At 41.7% G+C, this 20,656-nt stretch carries 19 protein-coding genes; 1 reads left to right on the top strand and 18 read right to left on the bottom strand.

The features are described from left to right. Positions 1–98: 98 nt before the first annotated feature. From MHB71_RS30210 to MHB71_RS30180, 7 genes are all read right to left on the bottom strand, one after another. Positions 99–1,859, bottom strand: a complete 1,761-nt coding sequence (locus tag MHB71_RS30210) for a DUF2326 domain-containing protein (protein ID WP_083685154.1) — start codon at positions 1,857–1,859, stop codon at positions 99–101. Positions 1,860–2,100: 241 nt separating this feature from the next. After that, complete coding sequence (locus tag MHB71_RS30205; RefSeq protein ID WP_076254556.1) at positions 2,101–3,519, bottom strand: metallophosphoesterase; 1,419 nt, start codon at positions 3,517–3,519, stop codon at positions 2,101–2,103. A gap of 361 nt (positions 3,520–3,880) precedes the next feature. Continuing rightward, on the bottom strand, positions 3,881–4,819 hold the full coding sequence (locus MHB71_RS30200) for a hypothetical protein (protein ID WP_076254554.1): 939 nt from the start codon (positions 4,817–4,819) through the stop codon (positions 3,881–3,883). Positions 4,820–4,914: 95 nt separating this feature from the next. Beyond that, positions 4,915–5,466 (bottom strand): TnsD family Tn7-like transposition protein, encoded by a 552-nt coding sequence (locus MHB71_RS30195; RefSeq protein WP_076254552.1) that lies wholly within the window; start codon positions 5,464–5,466, stop codon positions 4,915–4,917. A 657-nt stretch (positions 5,467–6,123) separates the two neighbouring features. After that, positions 6,124–6,369, bottom strand: coding sequence for a hypothetical protein (locus MHB71_RS30190; RefSeq protein WP_076254551.1), 246 nt, complete (start codon positions 6,367–6,369; stop codon positions 6,124–6,126). A 1,837-nt stretch (positions 6,370–8,206) separates the two neighbouring features. Further along, entirely contained in the window at positions 8,207–9,001 is a 795-nt protein-coding gene (locus MHB71_RS30185) for an RNA methyltransferase (RefSeq protein WP_340028382.1), read from the bottom strand. 26 nt (positions 9,002–9,027) lie between these two features. Next, positions 9,028–9,729: a TrkA family potassium uptake protein gene (locus MHB71_RS30180; RefSeq protein WP_340030244.1), complete on the bottom strand. Its 702-nt coding sequence runs from the start codon at positions 9,727–9,729 to the stop codon at positions 9,028–9,030. Between the two features lie 128 nt (positions 9,730–9,857). Here MHB71_RS30180 and sspI point away from each other — a divergent pair, with 128 nt between their 5' ends. Next, the gene (gene sspI / locus MHB71_RS30175; RefSeq protein WP_017692323.1) at positions 9,858–10,091 is read left to right on the top strand and encodes a small acid-soluble spore protein SspI; all 234 of its coding nucleotides are present in this window, start codon (positions 9,858–9,860) and stop codon (positions 10,089–10,091) included. A 227-nt stretch (positions 10,092–10,318) separates the two neighbouring features. On the opposite strand, the gene MHB71_RS30170 is transcribed toward sspI, so the two are convergent. The 11 genes from MHB71_RS30170 to MHB71_RS30120 form a co-directional block, all read right to left on the bottom strand. Further along, positions 10,319–11,902, bottom strand: a complete 1,584-nt coding sequence (locus tag MHB71_RS30170; RefSeq protein WP_076254547.1) for a peptide chain release factor 3 — start codon at positions 11,900–11,902, stop codon at positions 10,319–10,321. A gap of 352 nt (positions 11,903–12,254) precedes the next feature. Beyond that, positions 12,255–12,653, bottom strand: coding sequence for a DoxX family protein (locus tag MHB71_RS30165; protein WP_024634146.1), 399 nt, complete (start codon positions 12,651–12,653; stop codon positions 12,255–12,257). A 377-nt stretch (positions 12,654–13,030) separates the two neighbouring features. Then, on the bottom strand, positions 13,031–14,581 hold the full coding sequence (zwf, locus tag MHB71_RS30160; protein ID WP_036605690.1) for a glucose-6-phosphate dehydrogenase: 1,551 nt from the start codon (positions 14,579–14,581) through the stop codon (positions 13,031–13,033). A 215-nt stretch (positions 14,582–14,796) separates the two neighbouring features. Beyond that, on the bottom strand, positions 14,797–15,546 hold the full coding sequence (locus MHB71_RS30155; RefSeq protein ID WP_340028381.1) for a YwmB family TATA-box binding protein: 750 nt from the start codon (positions 15,544–15,546) through the stop codon (positions 14,797–14,799). A 407-nt stretch (positions 15,547–15,953) separates the two neighbouring features. Continuing rightward, on the bottom strand, positions 15,954–16,622 hold the full coding sequence (locus MHB71_RS30150) for a response regulator transcription factor (protein ID WP_091020933.1): 669 nt from the start codon (positions 16,620–16,622) through the stop codon (positions 15,954–15,956). Then, complete coding sequence (locus MHB71_RS30145; RefSeq protein WP_036605687.1) at positions 16,564–17,679, bottom strand: sensor histidine kinase; 1,116 nt, start codon at positions 17,677–17,679, stop codon at positions 16,564–16,566. The genes MHB71_RS30150 and MHB71_RS30145 overlap by 59 nt, the downstream gene beginning before the upstream one ends. Positions 17,680–17,710: 31 nt before the next feature. Continuing rightward, positions 17,711–18,358: a cell wall-active antibiotics response protein LiaF gene (gene liaF / locus MHB71_RS30140; protein ID WP_036605686.1), complete on the bottom strand. Its 648-nt coding sequence runs from the start codon at positions 18,356–18,358 to the stop codon at positions 17,711–17,713. 150 nt (positions 18,359–18,508) lie between these two features. Further along, complete coding sequence (locus MHB71_RS30135) at positions 18,509–19,216, bottom strand: PspA/IM30 family protein (protein ID WP_017692315.1); 708 nt, start codon at positions 19,214–19,216, stop codon at positions 18,509–18,511. A gap of 1 nt (position 19,217) precedes the next feature. Continuing rightward, entirely contained in the window at positions 19,218–19,727 is a 510-nt protein-coding gene (locus MHB71_RS30130) for a PspC domain-containing protein (RefSeq protein ID WP_017692314.1), read from the bottom strand. 17 nt (positions 19,728–19,744) lie between these two features. Continuing rightward, positions 19,745–19,978 carry a PspC domain-containing protein gene (locus tag MHB71_RS30125; RefSeq protein ID WP_036673255.1) on the bottom strand — a complete coding sequence of 78 codons (234 nt, stop codon included), beginning with the start codon at positions 19,976–19,978 and terminating at the stop codon, positions 19,745–19,747. Between the two features lie 5 nt (positions 19,979–19,983). Then, positions 19,984–20,655, bottom strand: coding sequence for a PspA/IM30 family protein (locus tag MHB71_RS30120; RefSeq protein ID WP_017692312.1), 672 nt, complete (start codon positions 20,653–20,655; stop codon positions 19,984–19,986). Between the last annotated feature and the right edge of the window lies 1 nt (position 20,656).

Raw genomic sequence — 20,656 nt, 5'->3', positions numbered from 1 at the left:
CTACCTGAAAACACACGTTTTCACGTTTAAATATCATTCAAACATACACAAAGGCTGAGTCAGAACAGTAACTTACTGATCTTTTCAGCCTCAACATTTTAAGATGTATATCGAAACCCGAAAAAGCGTTCTTTATTATCTTCTGTTCGTATAAGCCTTGCAATAATGCACTTTTCATCATTCAACTCAGATATTTCTGAATCATCAAGTTCATTTACATTAATAGTAACAAAATACTGACCCTTTCTTCGTAACTTTAACTCTTGATCTATATACTTCAACAACTTAAATTTAGCATCTCCATTTGGCTTTGAATAAGAACCATCATGAATGAGAAATGTCAGATTATCTCTGTCATTCAGCCCATTCAAATACCATGTTAGGTCAAACATGTTAATTTTCATGTGCAGTCGTCCATGGGATTTTTCGTCATCAATAGAACAATTAATTTTCACCCTACCTGTAGATGCATTTAAAGCAGTATCATTAACTAACTCAATTTCAAACACTCCAGTTTCATCGTAAGCTTCTGTAACAAGTTTATTAAACATGTCTTTAATTTCGATAATCTTTTTTTCGTAGCTTTTAAAAATATCTAATTTTATATCTATTTGCCTCAATACTTCTTGCTTTAATCGATTTATTTCAGCCGTAATATTCGTTTTTTCTTGATACATGTTAATTTTAACTCTTATCTGGGCTAACTCTTCAAATTTCAAGTTTTTATCATCGTTGATCTGTGTAATATCAGATATAATATCTGTGTTCTTGAAGGTTTTTGATTGTCTTTTTATAATTTTATATAACTCATCAATTCTCTTACGATTCTTCTCTATTTGGTGATCAATCTCACTTATCTTGTGAGAAAAATATTTCCCTCTACTTTCGACCATAAAGCTATAAAAATGTTCAATATCTTCTTGATTTTTTTTCACCTTCTCAGGGAAGAAACCAATCAACTGTTCGTAGAATGGCTTAATATCATTCATTTTCCTGATTTCATCTAACTTCATTTGTAAATCTTGGATATTGCTCTGATATTGCTTTTTAATATGCTGTAGCTCAAATAATGTATTTTGAAGTTGATTGTACTCTGTTTTTGAGACTTGATAATTTTCCGCGTCTTTAGTGAATTTTTTGGATAAATCAACTTTTTGAATAATATTATCCAACTCTTGAATTTCCTTAACAAATCTTCTCTCACGTAACTTTAAATCACTAATTTCATCTTTAAGTGATTTGATAATACTTAGCTTCTGATTAAGCTCTCTATGCTTTTTTTTGTATTTAGATATCTCTTTTTCAAAATCATGAGGTAGACCAAACAGATAGGCAAGATAACTTGCCTCGTACAATGCGCTTCTATCAGGTAAACCAATACCTATGAATCCAGACTTTTCATTGCGAATAATATATTCTCTCAATGCCGAAAATGAAGGAGTATCCTTGCTCACGTCCAGAACAATATCATTGATATACTTTTTATAGCCATCATCTTCTTTGTCAATCCAGTTTTTTAAATCAAAGGTGACTGTTATCCCTGGTAAGATATATCCTTTTTCTGGTTGATTAACTAAGCGTGCTAAAAAGATATTTTGACTCCCAGATAAAATCTCAAGAACTAACAATATATCTTTTTCAATCAATGCTTGTTTACCAATAAAATCATCAGGACAAGATCCACCTAATAAATATTCAATTGACTCAATCATAGTGGTTTTGCCAACGCCATTAGTCTCTTGTCCTTTTCCTTTTTTTTCGCCAAGTATTAAATTGAGACCGTAATCATTAAACTCGTACTCTTTTACGATCTCTTCAAGTTGATTACTGTAAATAATTAATCGTTTAATTATCATCATCGTTCTTCCTCATCACGAGATTATTGTTCAATAGAATTAAATCAAAGGAGTATAAGAAGGTAAGCGACAAGTAAAGCACTCTCTCAATATTTTGATTCAAAATGATGTTCCTTTTATCGGAAAATTCCAGAAAAAGTTGGTCAATATGTTTTTGCTTATCTAATAATTCATATAATATCTTAGATGTAACCAGAACGTTTTCTTCTACAATCTGATATTTATTCATAAGAAAAAAATTCATTTAAACAACATCCTTTTGTCGCTTATCTTCATTGTAAATATCGCATTCATGCATGCTCCAAAAAATGAGTATTCGAATATAGGATTTGAGCCTGTCTTGAGAATAACTGACCATTCCATCATACTTGTTAAATAAATTATTAATCATATGAAGGAGAATTAGATCTCCATTCTCGTAGGTATAAAGTACATTTTGGTACTCAGTAATAATTACATTGGGGATTATGAGTTTTTTATCAATTCCAACAAATGAAGTTGTATTTAAAATCTTATTGATAACTGGAAAATAAATTGACCATTTATCAAATTGATTTCTAAACGTTTGAGAGCATAACATGTTAATGAATTTTTCAGTAATATCTTTAGGAACTAATGCTTCATCCAGTTGGACATTAGATGTCAAGGTGTTGTGAAAATCAATTAAAAACTCCTTGAAGTCATCGATATCAATATTCAAAGAATAATCGTCGACTTCCTCAATCTTTTTTTTTAGTCGATCTATTTCAAAGTTATAACTTCCCGAACTTGTTTTTCTGCCTATCGTATTATCAACATGCCAGAACTCTCCACTACTATTCCAACGGTGATAAACTACCTCGCCAGAAGCTAATTCAGTATCAATTGCGCCAGTAATAAACATTGGGTTTGCATATTCATCTTCAAAAATAGAACCTGATGTAAAAAATTGAATATCGTTATAATTGTTCGATTCCTGGTGATAGGAAGCTTTATGAACATGTCCATTCAAATAAATATCAATTTTCGCATCCGATAACCTATGCAGTAGACTATCTTTTTCTGCTTTATGAATACAGTCAATAGTATGATGTCCTATAGCAATATTAATCACACCGTCGTTGGGAATAGTTTTTAGACACTGATACAACCTGTTAAGCCCTATGAGAATATTCCCTTCCGCACCTTCTACGCCAGCGATTAGACAAGTATTTAAATGAATAACATTGAAACCTTGACATCTCTTGACATAATGTAGTTGATCTACAGGATATTCCTCTCCGAGATAGCTTTTATAGAAATCAAAATATGTTTTCTGACCCGAAATAAGAGCATCATATGTATCACCATCTAAAGTATTAATTTCTTGCATTGCATTTTTGGAGTTAATAATTCCGTTCGCCAGACGTTCCACCATTGAATTTCTCTTAATGTCATGGTTTCCTGGAATCATAAACAATTCGCTTTTACTGATCTTTGCTGCATTCAAAACATCATCCAAGAAGTTTATGACTTCATCGTCATATTGACCACCTTTATCTGCAACATCTCCAGTAACAAAAAGATATTCGATGTTACTTTTGTTTTCTGATAAATAATCAATTAGCTTATCCCTTAAAAGATTGGTTTTGTAATTCTGGTACATATGATGAATATCTGAAAGATGTGCCCATTTTATAAGCATATTATCCCTCTCTACTTGTTCAGTTTCATTGATCTATGATCTATACTATTCGACAAAAAGAAATGATTCCCTGCATTTGGAAAGAAAAAATATAGTATGAAAGTCTTTAGGTCTATGTGCCCTTATCCATTCGTATTTATTCCGAAAACGTTCCTTTTCGGAATAAATAACGATTTGGTATCTGACATAGAGAGATGAACGCCGAATTATAGGTTAGAGAAAGACTGAATTTTTTGTGTAAAACAAAAAAGCCGAACGAATAATCAGGAATAAACACCTGAAATTCATCGACTCGACAATCAACTTATTATTCTTATGGACTTTCTGTAGAAGAAAACTCTAATTATAATTGAAATTAACTTTAACACCCAATAATTGGTTCAAGGACATCCTCACATAAATGCTGTAGCCCTTCTAATTGTAAGCAATTAGAACGATGATTAAAGAATAATGTAAGGATAATGGTAAGTTTCTTGTTTGGAAGAATTAACTCAGCTATCTCATACGATTTCCCATTTCTCAAAGTCTTTTTCGTGAATGTTAAATTTTCATTTCTGAAAATGAATTCCAACAGTTTCTTCTTAGCGTTCATATCTCCAACACCGATTAGTGTTGAGAAGGGGAATGTAACAAATACTTTCCTAATCAGCTCAGCACGATTCCATAGCATCTTGGAATACTCGTCGAGTTCTTCTTTTGCCAATTTACCGTTGTTTAATTCAGTTATTTTTTTCAAATTTGCATTAGCTAATTTGAAAGCTGAAATGTACTTCTTTTCGTCAATTCCATCGTATGGCCAAACATCCTCTGTAGGGCGAGGCAAGGGTCTCCAGTCTACTAATCCTGCCTTAATTTTAGTCTTGTTTGAATATAAGTGTTCTTTCAACTCTTGTATTTGATTCCATTGATTATTTAGAAGGTTTTTCTTAACATTGAACCAATTTTGATCTTTTTGTTCAAAATGTAATAGCATCCTTGCTTGGAATTCTAAGAACGGAGATGCTGGAGGTGGAGGTGGGGCAACAGGTGACAATCCACTTGCAGTTCTTATTTCATTTGTTATCCTTCCCAGGGTTAAGTACCCATCATGACTTGTTTCATCCCAATACCCAAGTCTCCAATCATTATCAATCCACGTATTCGGATCATATCCGTAAAGCTGACACCTTCCTAAAACCGCTTCAATTGGGTAGCCGCCCAGTCCTTCTTCATTTCCAAAAAAGACTACTTCTGCTTCATTAAAATTCCCATACCCAAACCAAGGTACTAATCTTTCAATGTGATGAGAGTCCAATTTCACTATATGCCGCTCCTATTCTAAGTAATATTTAACTACTGAACACATTTCGACACATGTCCAAAATATCCCTCCTAAGTTAGGTTTGCCAAGCATAACTACAAAAACTCCTGTAAATATTCTTCTGGAATTTGACTGACCCCAGCCTTCAATTTAATTTTATACAAAGTTAGTGATTCATCATTTGACTCCAATTCTCCTATTTCCCATAAAACTCTGCGTTTTCGGAATGCTTCTGCATCTTCTACAACTCCTTTAAGAAACGCCTTGGTTAGTGGCATCTTCTTCATATGCTTGGGCATTAAACATTTGCTACCTATGATCTCCTGTATTCTTTCTAAAGTTATGCGGCGTGGCTTCCCTCTCACACTCATCAACTGTTCTGCAATCTCAGTAACTTCTTCAAGAATCTCCAGATCTCGCTTTTCCCAATCATGACGTGTAGTACCAGCCTTCGGTGGCAACTTTTCAGGCATGTGATCCATAGGAAATTCTCGATCGTACAGGTAGAGCCACGCATATACCTTGGGATTAAGCTTCCTCAACTCTAATCTGCCAAGTTCAGGATGCTGGCTTCGCATTTTCAACCATGCTTCTCGCCTTTCCCTTTTAGCTTGTCCTCTATGTTCATCAGTCATTGTTTTCTTCATAATTTTTCTCTTTGGCAGAGATATTTTACTCGTATGACCATCTAACAAATCCGACGGTTGGCTATTAAACACTTCGTCCAGTGTCAATCCTAAAAATTGAATGACCAACAGTTGGCGAATAGTATGAAACCCCTTTCGATGCCTTTGGAAAATTAGCTTTAACCAACTACTTTCGCCATTTGCTTATGATTGGAGGATCTCCAGCAGTTCGACTCCGTAAAAATCAACAAATTCTGATCTCAATCGCTTATAATCAGTTCCTCCCTTTTCTGAGGCATAGCCTTTCCGTATCAACTAATTTTTATAAAACCAACCAATTCTGTGGATGATGAGGAAACTTGAAATTGAGTAACTTCTCAATGTTGTTCACGATGCAACTGTATTGACTCAATAGTTCTTTGTCAGCAATTTCTTGAACAGAATGATCAGAACAATTATCCTGTGTTGGAGCTGTAAACACACCCTTCGTACGTTCTCTCGTCAAAACCGAGCTTTCAGTAAGCCATATGCTATGTTTGACGCTTGACGGCATGAATGTTATTCGAATAATGTTCACTTAGCAACTTGATTGACCTATTAATTTCCCCGATTAATCATGTTGCCGCCGTGAAAGTCAGTAGTAAACAATTGATTTGTGCAATGTAGAGAGATTTATTTTTAATCCTTACTTCGACTCCCCATATATAAACGATAAAAATCCTTTAACATCTTCAAAGCAAGTCGAAAAAGCGACAATTCTCTAAACATATGCATCGCCGCAACAAACATGAGAATGAAAACAATTTGCATAAAAGGTCTGTTTAGTAGATCGTGACCATACATTTGGTAAATACTTCGGTTTAAAAACAATAAACCTCCTCCGACCATTAGCTGAACTGCCAAAAATAGCTTCTCTGGTTCCATTTTTCGTTCCCCTCCTAAAAATCAACGATTTGTTTGTTCTGATCCTTGACCATTGTCCCCCCTTGATTTCCTACAAACAATTAAAAAAGCACAGATCAACCCTTATGGATAGATCGGTGCTTCCGATTTGAAGTAGAAATATTTAATTATCTTTATTATACCTCATTATTTCAAATCAACAATCTCAACTGAAATTTGAAATCGATACTTGATTGCATGTAATGTAATCAACTGTTGCGGTCGTCAAGAGTATTAAACGTATGGCGAATTTCTCATTCAGCATCCGAACCGTACAGATTAAATGCCAGATCAACCAAGCTACGAGTGCCGCCAGTCAAAAAAGCTTCGTTCTACGCCTCCAGCCTTATAGTATGATCCTCAAAATCATAAAGCATCTCTATATTTTTGTACAACATTTCTGATCCTGCGAAGATGAAAAAGAGAGAGCGTCTCTCAACATCCTTGATATTCATTTTGTCTCTTTCGCATAATTCAATAAATTTTTTTTCGTGCTCCACTGAATGAAAGTGCATGCATATTGGGCAACTATTATATTTATTGACGATACCATGCTATATGTTACTGAACATCTCAAAAAGGGATATTGGTATGATTGGGTCTCGAAAGACGGAAAGTTACTGTTTCATCACGATCCTGAAAGTACAACTCAAAACTTCTACCATCGGGATTTGTATTCGATAGTAAGGGGAATTGTTACTTTTGATCTCTTAATGTGAGAGTATTCAGCTATAACAAGAACTTTAGGGGAAATCAATAAAATAAGCCGATTGAATCCAATAGAAAATACTTAGAATCAGTTCGGCTTGTAAATTCGGAAAATAATTACTCAATATCATAGGGAAAGGCAGCAAGTAGTAGATCACTTTCAAATACCCGAAAGATCCCAGGAGAATTCGGAAGTTTAATGAGTTCTCCCGTATATCTTTGCTTTATAGTGAGTACCTCAACTTGAACTTCAGGACTGATGACTTTCAATTCTTCCTGAAGGATTTCGTAATACCCTTTTTTAATAAGAAATACAGCATCCTCTTGCATATGAATTCTGTCTTCAAATACTTCTATACGTTTAATTGCTTCATACTGCCATTGAAATCAGTATAGTAGCGATAATCGAACTCTTTATGGGCTAACCACTCGAAAAATCTCTCTCGGCATACAATCCAATCCTGTTCAGATTTACTAATCACTTCATTCAATTTAGGCTGAAGTCTAAATTGAAAGCACGAACTTTTTTACCTGAAGCAATGGAAAGTTCCCCAGCTTGTTTAACAAGCTCTTCTTTTGCTTGTTCAAAACTTTTCTTCTTAACATGCGCTTCAAACCTCCGATCCTAGAACTACTACTTTGTAGAAAACTAAAAATAACTGTTCACTCTCCCAATCCCTTACCCCACATGGCTTCACCGCCGATTCTGGGATGAAGATTTCTGTCCCAAAACAGCTGAGAAAAAGACCTGAAAACTGGAAAAAAACTGGTTCAATTGTGAACGAAAACGACTATTTAATTCGTGTCCCTGAAAGGATAGAGAAGTGCCTGAGAAAAGCAAGGAGCGGCATTTAAAACGCCTGGGTATGAGCCTGGGAAATGCCTGAGTAAAACCGTCTCTTCTTACCCCGAAATCCCTGATTTGCTTGGGTTTATGCTTGAGTAGTAATTCGGTATTTGCTTGGGAAATCCCTGCTTTGATCCTTTAAGAGGAGAGAAAAAGACTGGAACAATGGTTGGGGAATAGCGACAACCAAGTTCCAGTCTTTGGTGTTTTGGGGACAGTTAATTTTAGTTAGGGAAGTTAAAAATAAAATTGGACGGGAATTTTTTAGTTGTTAAATATCCGCTGTCTCATCGCCTCAAACAACAAAATCGTTGCCGCCATTGCCGCGTTAAGCGACTCTGCCTGTCCCTGCATCGGGATCGTAATCGCATCATCTACCAAACGTGCCGTAGCATCCGAAATGCCTTTGCCTTCGTTACCGATCACAAGCCATACCGACTGCGTAAAATCATAACTATAACATGAATGCTCTGCCTGCAAAGAAGTACTAACCAGCTTCACGCCCGCAGCCTTCGCTTCGGGAAGCAAAGATTCCAACTGGCCCTCCACAATGGGCAAATGAAACAATGACCCCATCGTCGAACGAATCGTCTTCGGGTTATACACATCAGCACAGCCCGCGCCAAGTACAACCCCCGCGGCTCCAGCTGCGTCCGCACTACGGATGATCGTCCCCACATTACCCGGGTCTTGAACTCCGTCCAGCACCACAACAAGCCCGCGAGCTCCTGCGATCAGGCTTTCCAGTGGCTCACTGCCTTTACGCACAATTGCGAATACAGGCTGCGGTGTCATCGTATCCGTACATTTGGCGATAACCGCAGGAGATACACTGACCCAATCCACACGCTGTAGCGGGTTCTCAAGTCCAGCCAGTTCGCTAGGTACGCCTTGCTCTACATCGTACACAATACACTCAAGATCTGCTCCGGCACGTAATGCTTCCTGTACCAGATGAATGCCCTCAATGATATATTTATGTTGACGGGTACGATGCTTTTTCTCCAGCAACTGCGCCCATTCTTTTACACGTGTATTTTGCGGTGATACAATATCCATCTTTCCATCCTTCCCATCTGCATCCATCACTTCGGATACGCAAGCTCCATTTTCGTCAAATGATCCTTGTGACCCACAATGATCAGCACATCTCCAGCTTCGATCCGATCCTCAGCGTACGGCGAGATGTTCATCGAGTTCCCACTGCGGATCGCCATCACGTTACAACCAAAACGTGCACGGATGTTTAATTCCATCAAGTTTTTACCGATCATTTGCTCGGAGGCTCTCATCTCCAAAATGCTGTAATCCTCAGATAACTCGATGTAATCCAGTATATTAGGCGAGGTCAGATGATGGGCTACGCGTAGTCCCATATCCCGCTCAGGATAGATGACTTTATCCGCCCCAATCTTCTGCAATACCTTACCATGAAGCTCATTTTGAGCTTTTACGATCAGCACCGGTACGCCCATATCTTTCAATATCAGGGTTGTCAGAATACTCGCCTGAATATCTTCACCAATCGCCACAACGACAACGTCGAAATTCCGTATGCCCAGCGCACGCAGCGCTTCTTCATCTGTTGAATCTGCCGATACCGCATGGGTCACCACATTGGACATTTCCTGAGTCCGCTGCTCGTCCGCATCAATTGCCAGCACATCGAATCCCATGCCACTCAGTGCATTGGCAACACTTGATCCGAACCGTCCCATGCCAATTACGGCATACTGTTTCTTGGCCATTAGGGTCTTAACCTCCCGCTGCTCATCAGCATGACGCATCATTACGGATACCCATGCTAACGTAAATAATCCTTCGTAGTATACCACAAAGCCTGATAAACTTGAATGCGCTAGCGCTTCCCAGGGAACAGTATTAGAGCAGCCGAATATACGAGGAGGGAATTGCGATGCCCATTACATTAAGCCTGCGTGAAGCGATTGTTCATAAAGTTCATGACAAGAGTGATGATCAGCTCCGGGAGATGATTGAAGGTTCAGTAGATGGACCGGAAGCTGCATTACCTGGACTTGGCGCCATTTTCGAGATGATCTGGAAGAACACAGAACCTGCCAAGCAGGAAGAACTCATTCAAATCGCGCAGGAGCATCTGCACACCATTCCCGTCCAACCGCTTAGCTAATCGAAGCAGTGGAGGGTAAGGTAACCATCATTACGTTTGTTCTGTCTGCAAAAGAAAGCTTTCCCTTATTCGGCTGGATCATACCCGCCTCCAGGTAAGGGTGTATAGCAATAGATCCCTCCGCCAATTGGCGGAGGGATCTTATTTTTAACAAGCTATCTCATCACATGAGCTTGTCACGTTTAACTAATTTTTTAACAATTCCCACGAAATACTTTTGTCTTCACTTAAGGCGCAGTCTCCAGGAATTGAGCTGTAGGATTTTTATCCATAGCCGTTCTCATTGCGTACTCATTTTCGAAGAGCACTACATAATTTCCTTTTTTATCTTTTACAAGCGCAGAGTTAATCCGGAATTTGCTTGGGTCCAGATTCTCGTCCACGATCCAGCGAGCGAACTGATAAGGCATGCGTTGTAATAGTACGTCTACCCCATACTCGCCTTTCATCCGGTATTCAAATACCTCGAACTGAAGTTGACCAATTACGCCGAGGATAGTCTCGTCGAAACTTGCCGTCTGGAACACCTGAATGGTTCCTTCCTCCGTCAACTGATCAATTCCCTTTTGGTACTGTTTATGTTTCAATGCATTTTTCACAGTAACTTTGGCGAAAATCTCTGGTGAGAACGTTGGCAACTCCTCAAAGACAATCTCGCTGCCTTGGCTCAGTGAATCGCCAATCCGGAAGATACCCGGATCGAACAAACCGATAATATCGCCAGCATATGCCTCTTCGACAATATCCCGGTCTTGTGCCAGGAATTGCTGTGGCTGTGACAGCTTGATTTCTTTGCCCACACGAGTATGCTTCACACTCATTCCACGTTGGAACTTGCCTGACACAATACGCAGGAACGCAATACGATCCCGGTGTGCCGGGTTCATGTTTGCCTGAATCTTGAACACATAACCGCTGAATTTCTCATTTGTTGGTTGAATCTCTCCTGCCGTACTGCGACGTGGTTCAGGCTTCGGTGCCAGTTCCAGGAAGTTCTCCAGGAAAGTCTGTACGCCGAAATTGTTGATCGCACTACCGAAGAAAATAGGTGTCAATTCGCCGCGTTGAACTTTCTCCATGTCGAATTGGTCGCCCGCAATATCCAGCAACTCCAGATCCTGACACAATTGATCATGCAGGTATTCTCCTGCCATCTCACGGATAATCGGATCTTTGTAGCCATCTACCTTTTGTACTTTGATCGTTGAGTGATCGTCCCCTTGGAACAATTCCACCTGATTTTTCATCCGGTCATAGACACCACACAGCTCGCGACCTGTACCAATAGGCCAGTTCATCGGAACCGAACGAATACCCAGTACATTTTCAAGTTCTTCCATCAGGTCAAATGGGCTTTTACCCTCACGGTCGAGTTTGTTGATAAACGTAAAGATTGGAATGCCACGCTTCGCACATACCTGGAACAACTTGATCGTTTGTGCCTCGACACCTTTTGCCACGTCAATCAACATCACCGCGCTATCGGCAGCCGTCAGTGTACGATACGTATCTTCACTGAAATCCTGGTGACCCGGTGTATCCAAAATGTTGACGCGATGATCCAGATAATCAAATTGCATTACGGAAGAGGTAACCGAGATCCCCCGTTGTTTCTCAATTTCCATCCAGTCACTTGTTGCGTGTTTGCTGGCTTTCCGAGCTTTTACCGTTCCCGCAAGGCGAATCGCGCCCCCGAACAGCAACAGTTTCTCGGTTAATGTAGTTTTACCCGCATCCGGGTGAGAGATAATGGCAAACGTCCGGCGTTTGTCCACTTCCTGTTGAAGAATATCATTTGCAGCTTTGCTCATAGGTTTAATCCCTTTCGTCCGTTCATTCACGTTAATCCGGCATAGCCGGTCCATCATTCAATCTTTATGCAATCCGGCGAGGCCGGTTGATTGTACATCAGTTTTTACGTACTAGGTATTTACACACTAGATTAATTTTACACATTTACAATGGAGTTCATCCTCCTCAAATCTGTGCTTTCATGTATACCGTGAACTGCTTCTTAACCCAACTCTCCTATTGTACCATAATCTGTACCGAAAATAACCGATTACTACCGCAGATTCTTCTCTTTTCCCTTGCAAAAAAAAAGCACCCTTCAGCCATTTCCATGGCATCCAGGCACTCCTCATTCATTTTTATTTATCGGTTTTAGAAAATCAATGCATCCAGCGCGTATTGTCCGCCACCTGTCAATGCCAGCGCTACACCAATCACCAGAATCGCGAGATTATATTCGAATCCGTTCTGTGTGGACCAGTATCCGTTCGCGCCATGGACTTTCACAATCGCAATGACCATCGTCAATGCAATCAGAATGCCACCTACTGGTGTAAGCAGACCCAAAGCCAACAGCAATCCGCCACCGAATTCCGCGAGTCCAGCCAGCAACGCCACCAATGCACCGGGCTTCATGCCCATCGACTCAAACCAGCCACCTGTACCCTTGATCCCGTAACCTCCGAACCAACCAAACAGCTTTTGAGCCCCGTGCGCCATGAACGACAATCCAATCACCAAACGAATCAACAACAATCCTACATCCAACATCATTTTCTTTTTCCTCCATTCGATATATACAAAATAGTATTCTTAGATTAAAGATATTATGCACATTTTTTCTTCATGATTCTCTGTGACGCAAACCCCTTCAACTGGTTTACATTTTATCTCATGAATGATAACTTATCCGAAACGTTTGCCCGAATGAAGTTTGTCATTTGCGTAACTCTTTAACTCATGTGTTGAGTATAAGTTACATACTTACTTTTTGTCAACAACTTAATTTAAATTACTTATTTCCTTATGATGGATACCTACCTTTTCCCCCACTAAAAAGCCTGGGTACACCGCAAAATTTGCGATTTCCCCAGGCTCAGTCATGTTGTGTATGTTGTTAATACTGTTGTTAATGCCCTTACCCTACCCTAACCATTCACTTGCCAGATCACGCTGTCCTCGTCCTGACCATTCACCGGCCACCAGTGGAATCCATCCTGCTCCAGTAGCTTATCTGTCGCTTCTGGTCCCCAAGTTCCAGCAGGGTACGTATGAAGCTCTCCTTGATTCTGCCCCCAGGCTGCTGCGATCCGATCCACAAAAGACCAGGCTGTTGCCACTTCATCCCAACGGGTGAAGTACGTAGAATCCCCTTCTGCTGCATCGTGCAGCAGACGTTCATACGCTTCAGGCGAGTTAATTCCAATCATGCAGCTCTGACAGAAATCCATTGCGAGTGGCTGAATCTCAGAATCCGAGCCTGGCTTCTTGGCATTGATTTTGATATATATGCCTTCCATCGGATTCACCCGAATGACCAGCAGATTCGGCTCCAATTTATACTTTTTACCAAGGTACACGTTGTTTGGCATCGACTTGAACTCAACTACGATCTCGGTTGTTTTCACCGGAAGACGCTTGCCTGTCCGAATGTAGAATGGAACACCCGCCCAGCGGAAATTATCCACGAATACACGTGCTGCAAAATAAGTTTCCGTATTCGACTGCGGATCAACCTTGTCTTCCTGACGATACCCCGGAAGCTGCTTGCCACGGTACTCCCCTTCGGCATACTGCCCCCGTACAACGTTGTTGCTCACTTCCTCATCCGAAGTAAAGGCTCGCAATGAACGCAATACCTTCACCTTCTCATCCCGAATGTCCTCCGGGAATAGGCGACTCGGCGGTTCCATCGCAATCATTGTCAGCATCTGAAGCATATGGTTTTGCCCCATATCACGGAGTGCTCCGGAGTGATCATAATAACCGCCACGTTCTTCCACGCCTACCGTCTCACCCAGCGTAATCTGAACGTTGGCAATATGTTTGTTATTCCAGAGCGGTTCAAAAAAAGCATTTCCGAAGCGGATCACTTCGATATTTTGCACCATTTCCTTGCCCAGATAATGATCAATCCGATAGATTTCCTCTTCACGGAATACCTCACGAATCTGCTCATTCAAATGTTCGGCCGATTGCAGATCATAACCAAATGGTTTTTCGATCACCAAACGGTTCCACCCCTGACTTTCCAACATACCACCGTCCCGCAAACTGTACGAGACACTGCCAAACAGCTCAGGTGCCAGTGCCAGATAGAACAGTCGATTCCCCGGCGTGTTAAACTTTGATTCCAGATGCTCCGTCTGCGCACGCAGCTCTTTGAATCCTTCCACATTATTGATATCCAGTGCTTTGTATTCAAAATGATCGACAAAAGCGTTCCACTCATCAGGTTCCCCCGCTGGATAACGGCAGAACTCTTTAATGGATTCATAGATGTCTTCCCGGAATTCTTCTGGGGACCTCGGACGACGTGCTACGCCAATAACCGCAAAGTCTTCGGCAAGCTTGCCTTCACGGTAAAGACTGTAGATAGCCGGAAACAGCTTCCGGCGGGCCAAATCACCCGTTGCTCCAAAAATGAAAAATACTGCGCCTGGTGTCTGTACTTCATCTTGCAATTGTTTTTCAACCATGGGCTCCTCTTTCTTCCGGGAAGATAACCTTCATGCTCTCCCCGAGCTATGTAATGGTGTTATATATGCACGACATACAACTGTCAATTACCAGCAAGTTCCTTCTTGGATGTGATGCCATTTTAGCATATCAACTGAATGGATGCACTATTTCAAACTCATTTTTCTGATAAAGATTCTCAATATTGGGTCCTAATTCATGAAAAATTCATCCCTTAATATTCAATCGTAATCACCGGAAACCCCACTGTAATTCGATTGTCGACCTCGTCTCCAACCTGGTGAACTGCGAGTTGCATATTCAACATGTGCGAGCCACTCTTGATCGATAGGGGCAGCTCAGCCGCCTTATAAGAGACACTTGCAGTACCTGCATCTGTATAACGTTCGACGGAGGCGATATCCACCTTTGTGGACAGCTGTTCTTCGATCAGTTCCAGTTGCTGACTCGCATCATGTTCCGTAGCAGTAACTGCTGTACCTTGCACAGACATATTCCAGGTTGCCTTCATCCCTGAGTCTACAAGCAGTTGATCGACCTCTTCATGTAATGTCATTAATGCCTTCCGATCCGTGTGTGCATCCCCTGAGAGTTGTACGATGGCATAGTAACCAATGTCACCTGTATCGACGACATTGACCAACAAGCCTACACCTCCATTAGCCATATCGACAACCACTTCACTGCGGTACACATCATGGCCCGTCTGGCGTACCTGTACCGGTTGTTCCAGTCCCAAGTGACCAGCCAGCAATGCTGCCTGTGCTTGTGCATCTCCCCGGCCTTCTCCTTGCCATTTAATAACCAAACGATCCACATTATCAATCACGCTGTCAGCCGTATAGATTAACTGTTCCAGTTGGGCAGCTTTGGATTCGTTCTTCTCTGCGTATACCTGTGTCACACCGATAAGAATTATGATAGCTATTGCCAATAGACCTGCTGTCATCCAACGATTTAACATTCGAATCCCCCGCTTCTTTCTTGCATTCTATGAATCTATCAACAGCATGCCCCTTTCGCATATTTGCTATACTTCTTCTGCACACAACAAAAAAGCCCCACCCGCCACTTGCATGGCAGATCGGAGCTTTCCATTCATCTTTTCTATATAAATTGAACTACACAATATTTACACTCGCCACTCCGCTGACAGAACAACCTTCCGATCGCTGTTATCCCCCAATTTTTTTGATTCTTTTTATAAAGGGTAAATCCGGGGATAAAGGCGAAGTTTATGCTTCCGAAGTAGCTTTCTTTCAGAAAGCTTTTAGCTTCGCTTCTTCAGGTTCTTTCTGTCCTCTTATCTATAACTTCCGCACATGAAAGCACGGTTCTTTGGCTTCATTATGTTATTACATATGATTCTTATTACTCTGCAAGTCCGTTTTTATAAGCATAGATCGCGGCCTGTGTACGGTCGTCTACGCCCAATTTTGCCAGTAGGTTTGTAACATGGAATTTGACCGTCTTGATACCAATGATCAGATCATCAGCGATGTCCTGATTCGATTTACCTTTGGCGAGCAACCGGAGCACATCCATTTCCCGGTCCGTCAATTCATCATGCAAAGGAGCTGCTGCCTGTGGCTGCCGGAAGCGATTCATCATTTTCGAAGCCACCTGTGACTCCAGAACGGATTGCCCGCGAGCTGCTGCGCGAATCGCATCTGCCACTTCATTGGCTCTTGATGTTTTCAACAGATAACTGAATGCGCCTGCTTCAATGACAGGATACATTTTTTCATCATCCAAGTAACTGGTCAATACAATGACTTTGCACTCTGGATACATTTTAAGTACCTGACGAGTAGCCTCAATGCCGTCCATTCCTTCCATAACCAGATCCATCAGAACAACATCAGGCTTATATTCCTGTGCGAGCCGAATGCCTTCCTCTCCACTACCTGCTTCACCAACAACTTCAATTCCATCTTCGGTATCCAGTACCGCTGCAAGACCAATACGTACCATCTCATGATCATCCACGAGCAATACTTTGATCGACGTTTCCGTCTCCGTTTCGACTTCCGGTTCCATTGACATGTTCTTCCTCGCTTTCATCGTTCATCAAAGGTATCGTAATCTCAATCCGCGTTCCCTTACCAGGCGCTGTTACAAAATGTATGGCCCCGCCAATCTCCGTAACACGTTCACGCATGTTAGCCAGACCGTAAGAAGCTTGTTTATTCTCATCCAGATCAAAGCCTTGCCCATCATCACGAATCAATACCCGGATCGCATCAGTACGGCGCTGGATCCGTATCTCCATTTTTTCCGCTTTTGCATGCCGTAACGTATTGGACATAGCCTCCTGAACGATCCGGAACAGATGATTCTCGATGCCTTTGATCAGATCAATGTCTTCGTCCATTTCGAGCACAATGTCCATGGGTACTTTTGTTTTCAGTTCCATCACCAGATCACGCAGACCTTGTTCGAGATGTTTACCCTCCAGATAGACTGGACGCAGATGTAACAGTAACGCACGCATCTCGGACTGGGCTACCGAAGCCATCTCCTCAATCAAAGCCACCTGCCGCTGAGCACGTTCAAAATCCTTCTCCATCTTCCGTCCAACGGCCGTTGCTGTCATGGATATCGCAAACAATTGTTGCGATACCGCATCATGCAGTTCCCGTGCCAAACGTTGCCGCTCTTCCACAATAGCCGTAATTCTGGCTTGTTCAGCAAGCTGTGCATTATGAGTAGACAATCGCTGGAGCGTAGATATCTGATCTTCCCACTTTTTGCCGATTCGTCCGAGTTGCTCACTTAAACGGCCCACATCATCATCGCCCAGATCAGGTACAGTGCGTGATAGAGAGCCCTTCTCCCACAGTAGAAGTGTTTCCCGCAGCAGTTCAAGCCGGCGTTTAACCCGGTAACTCTGATAGAACCCAAAGACCGCACCAATCCCAATCAGAAGCAGCAATAAGGCCAGACCCGATTGAATCAGATGCCGCCAGCCTGTAAACGGAGCAAGATAACCATATGTATACAATACATACAAAATAACAGCTAGCACAATGAAAACCAGGAGGATCCCTTCACCCATACTTCGGGTTACCATGTCGGTATGTCGTTTTGTCTTCATCGGGGTCTCCTCCTTCTCTTCATCTATTTTACTACGGATTACTGATGTTTAGGTCGCCAACAATATAAGAAATGACAAATTTTGCTTTATGTTCACTGGATTCATATCCAGGCGTTCTCCATACTAATTTGTTCATCATGCCGCTATCTTGTTCTCCAAGAAGATTAATCCGGCCGAAAAGAACCGATGCTTCAATCTCCACACCATAATCTTCTGGTAGTGTAAGGCGAACATTACCCATAACTCCTTGCAGCAGCACAATTGTTTGTTTCTCCTCCGGAATCGAAAGAGATAGATCCGCGTTAACCTCACCTATGGCATGCCACAGACTCATACTACGTAACGTCCAGGATGATTGATCCCAGTAGTACCGAGCCATGAAATTCTGTTTCTTCATAACGCCTTCGTCCAGATGAATCTTTTTGTTTTTTGAATAAAAGTAAGCTAAAGAAGCAAGTACAATCAAAAATACAATCATTAAATTATCCAGCAATAACAGTGCCGCACCAATGCCAAGATACCGATGACCTTTGCGGGTATCCCCATTGCGGACTTGAAGCATTCCAACCGTTAACAGAATCAGTGCGGCAGCGGTCAGGAAGTTAATATTGTCATTCAATAACATCATTGTGCCAATAATCATAATGACAACTGCAAGCCATTTACTCTTTTGATTCATCCCCGCCGCACCTCCTCTGTAAGTTAATCTCTCTTTATTCAACGGAAAAGCCATACCAGGCAATGAAGTCCTGTATGGCTTAACTTTTGTTCTACCAACCGTACATTATACACGATTTATAGAATATCATATTGTCCACTAAGCGAACAGTTATTCTTTTGAAGTTCCGTTCGCTTCATTCTTGGAACCATTGCCCATTTTGTTCTTGAGGGCTTGTAATTGCTGATCCACTTTGAATTGTTTTTCCACATCTACAGGATTCGTATACGTGGATGATGTGTTGCGATAAGGTGCACGAGCTACGTCAGCTTCAGCTTCCAGCTGCATGATTTTCTCTTCCATGCGGTGGAATCCAAGTGATGCGCCGCCACTTTCGATCGAATGCAAGCTGTTGATGGAAGACATTTGTTTTTTAGCTTTTGCCATTTGTGCACGGGATACAAGTTCATTACGTTTGTTACGCATTTTGTAGAACTCATCTTTCATATCATGCAACTGTTGCAACAGATCTTTTGCTTGTGCTTCGGACTGTGCATGCAGTTCGCTGTACTCCGTAATTTTTTGATCAAAGTAGATTTTCTCTTCCAACAATTTGCGTGCCACTTCTTCCTGACCGTTAGACAGAGCAGCTTCTGCTTGGGACTCACGTTGTACCGAAGTACGCTCCGCTTCATCCAAACGTTGTTTCATGCGGCGCTCATTTGCCATTTGTTTAGCAACAGTTACCTCTGCCTCATGAATCTCAGCCTCCATATCACGCAAGTACTGGTTCAACATTACAATCGGGTCCTCTACTTTATCCAACATATCATTTACCGATGCTTTCGTCATATCCTTAATCCGTTTAAATACTCCCATTTTACTTTTCTCCCTTCTCGTAACGAGATAATTTTTGGCGAAGCTCTTCAACTTCTTTTTTCAGTGCTTTTTTCTCGATATCTTTCATCATGGAATCAAGTTCACTTTCTTGCGGTGCTCCTGCTCCGTAGGCGTTGTTGTCATAAGAACGGGGACCAGATTGAGGTCTGCCGTTGAATCCAGGGCCGGGACCGAAGTTACCAGGACCTTGTTGGTTGTGATTATTTTGAAAAGGACCTCTTGGTGGCTGATGATCATAGTTGTCGTATCCTCTGCCAGGACCAGGGCCTTGGCCCGGACCGTAGCCATATGGATCATAAGGCGGATACGGTTCTTTTGGTACCACCAGTGCTGCAATAAAGTATATTAACAACGACGTGCCGCCAGTTACGAAGATACTGATAACAAAGATGATACGCAGCAGGGTGGAATCCATTCCGATGGTTTCGGAAATTCCGCCGCACAAGCCGGTTAACATCCGGTCACGCGTTGAGCGGTATAATTTGCTCATGTGCTTGCTCCTTTCGTTTACTTGTATCCTCTTACGTTGGAATCATAAGCATATGGATCAACGTGATTGGATTCCTTGGGTACCACCAATGCAGCGATGAAGTAGATCAACAATGATGTACCTCCCGTAGCGAAAATACTGATGAAGAAAATGATACGTAGCAGCGTGGTACTCAATCCGAGATTTTCAGAAATGCCGCCGATCAAACCTGTTAGCCTTCGATTACGCGCCGAGCGGTATAATTTATTCATTGTGACTACTCCTTTCTGTCATTGTTTAATTTCTGTCTTAAGCGTTCCAGTTCCTTATCCAGCGTAGAGGATGACATGCTGCCAGTCACTCCTGAACCATCTTGATTCATCCGCCGGATATCGCGGAGACTTTGTGCTTCATATTCAAGATCGGAGACTTGATCATCCAGTCGGTTAAACATACGGGGTACATTCTGACCGTTGTGATTGCCTCTCTGGTTCATACGTTGTTGTAACTGAATCGTCTGCATACGAGCGTAGTAATATTGGCGTTTGCTGTATACATTCTGATATTCAACCTTCAGCTGGTCGATCTGTTCATCCAGCTCCTGTAATGCCGCATAACTTTGTGCATACAATTCATTGTACTGTTCCATTTTTTCCTCGTGGAGTATTTTCTCCTGCAAGGCCAGCTTAGCAAGATGTTCTTCCCCTGCTTTCAGAGCCATGGATGCCTGTTCTTCCCGTTTGTTCACCATACCTGCTGCCTGATCGGCTTGTTGTTTCATTTGTCTGGTATGGCTTGCATATTGATGACGAAGTTTCTCGGCTTCACCGATGTCTTGGCGGGTCGAGACCAGGAACTGATCAATCAGTTTGACTGGATCCTGACTTTGCTCCAAATGTTCGTTCAGATTGGCTACGGTAATATCCCGCATTCGACGAAATACACTCATT

The sequence above is a fragment of the Paenibacillus sp. FSL H7-0940 genome (assembly GCF_037979415.1).
Taxonomy (GTDB): Bacteria; Bacillota; Bacilli; order Paenibacillales; family Paenibacillaceae; genus Paenibacillus; species Paenibacillus amylolyticus.
This window is presented reverse-complemented; position numbering and strand designations above follow the sequence as displayed.

What these genes read in the sequence shown, in the direction of transcription:
- MHB71_RS30210 (WP_083685154.1), bottom strand. Translation starts at nt 1,859, where the DNA reads ATGATGATAATTAAACGATTAATTATTTACAGTAATCAACTTGAAGAG.
- MHB71_RS30205 (WP_076254556.1), bottom strand. Translation starts at nt 3,519, where the DNA reads ATGCTTATAAAATGGGCACATCTTTCAGATATTCATCATATGTACCAG.
- MHB71_RS30195 (WP_076254552.1), bottom strand. Translation starts at nt 5,466, where the DNA reads ATGAAGAAAACAATGACTGATGAACATAGAGGACAAGCTAAAAGGGAA.
- MHB71_RS30190 (WP_076254551.1), bottom strand. Translation starts at nt 6,369, where the DNA reads ATGGAACCAGAGAAGCTATTTTTGGCAGTTCAGCTAATGGTCGGAGGA.
- MHB71_RS30185 (WP_340028382.1), bottom strand. Translation starts at nt 9,001, where the DNA reads ATGGATATTGTATCACCGCAAAATACACGTGTAAAAGAATGGGCGCAG.
- MHB71_RS30180 (WP_340030244.1), bottom strand. Translation starts at nt 9,729, where the DNA reads ATGCGTCATGCTGATGAGCAGCGGGAGGTTAAGACCCTAATGGCCAAG.
- sspI (WP_017692323.1), top strand. Translation starts at nt 9,858, where the DNA reads ATGCCCATTACATTAAGCCTGCGTGAAGCGATTGTTCATAAAGTTCAT.
- MHB71_RS30170 (WP_076254547.1), bottom strand. Translation starts at nt 11,902, where the DNA reads ATGAGCAAAGCTGCAAATGATATTCTTCAACAGGAAGTGGACAAACGC.
- MHB71_RS30165 (WP_024634146.1), bottom strand. Translation starts at nt 12,653, where the DNA reads ATGTTGGATGTAGGATTGTTGTTGATTCGTTTGGTGATTGGATTGTCG.
- zwf (WP_036605690.1), bottom strand. Translation starts at nt 14,581, where the DNA reads ATGGTTGAAAAACAATTGCAAGATGAAGTACAGACACCAGGCGCAGTA.
- MHB71_RS30155 (WP_340028381.1), bottom strand. Translation starts at nt 15,546, where the DNA reads ATGTTAAATCGTTGGATGACAGCAGGTCTATTGGCAATAGCTATCATA.
- MHB71_RS30150 (WP_091020933.1), bottom strand. Translation starts at nt 16,622, where the DNA reads ATGGAACCGGAAGTCGAAACGGAGACGGAAACGTCGATCAAAGTATTG.
- MHB71_RS30145 (WP_036605687.1), bottom strand. Translation starts at nt 17,679, where the DNA reads ATGAAGACAAAACGACATACCGACATGGTAACCCGAAGTATGGGTGAA.
- liaF (WP_036605686.1), bottom strand. Translation starts at nt 18,358, where the DNA reads ATGAATCAAAAGAGTAAATGGCTTGCAGTTGTCATTATGATTATTGGC.
- MHB71_RS30135 (WP_017692315.1), bottom strand. Translation starts at nt 19,216, where the DNA reads ATGGGAGTATTTAAACGGATTAAGGATATGACGAAAGCATCGGTAAAT.
- MHB71_RS30130 (WP_017692314.1), bottom strand. Translation starts at nt 19,727, where the DNA reads ATGAGCAAATTATACCGCTCAACGCGTGACCGGATGTTAACCGGCTTG.
- MHB71_RS30125 (WP_036673255.1), bottom strand. Translation starts at nt 19,978, where the DNA reads ATGAATAAATTATACCGCTCGGCGCGTAATCGAAGGCTAACAGGTTTG.
- MHB71_RS30120 (WP_017692312.1), bottom strand. Translation starts at nt 20,655, where the DNA reads ATGAGTGTATTTCGTCGAATGCGGGATATTACCGTAGCCAATCTGAAC.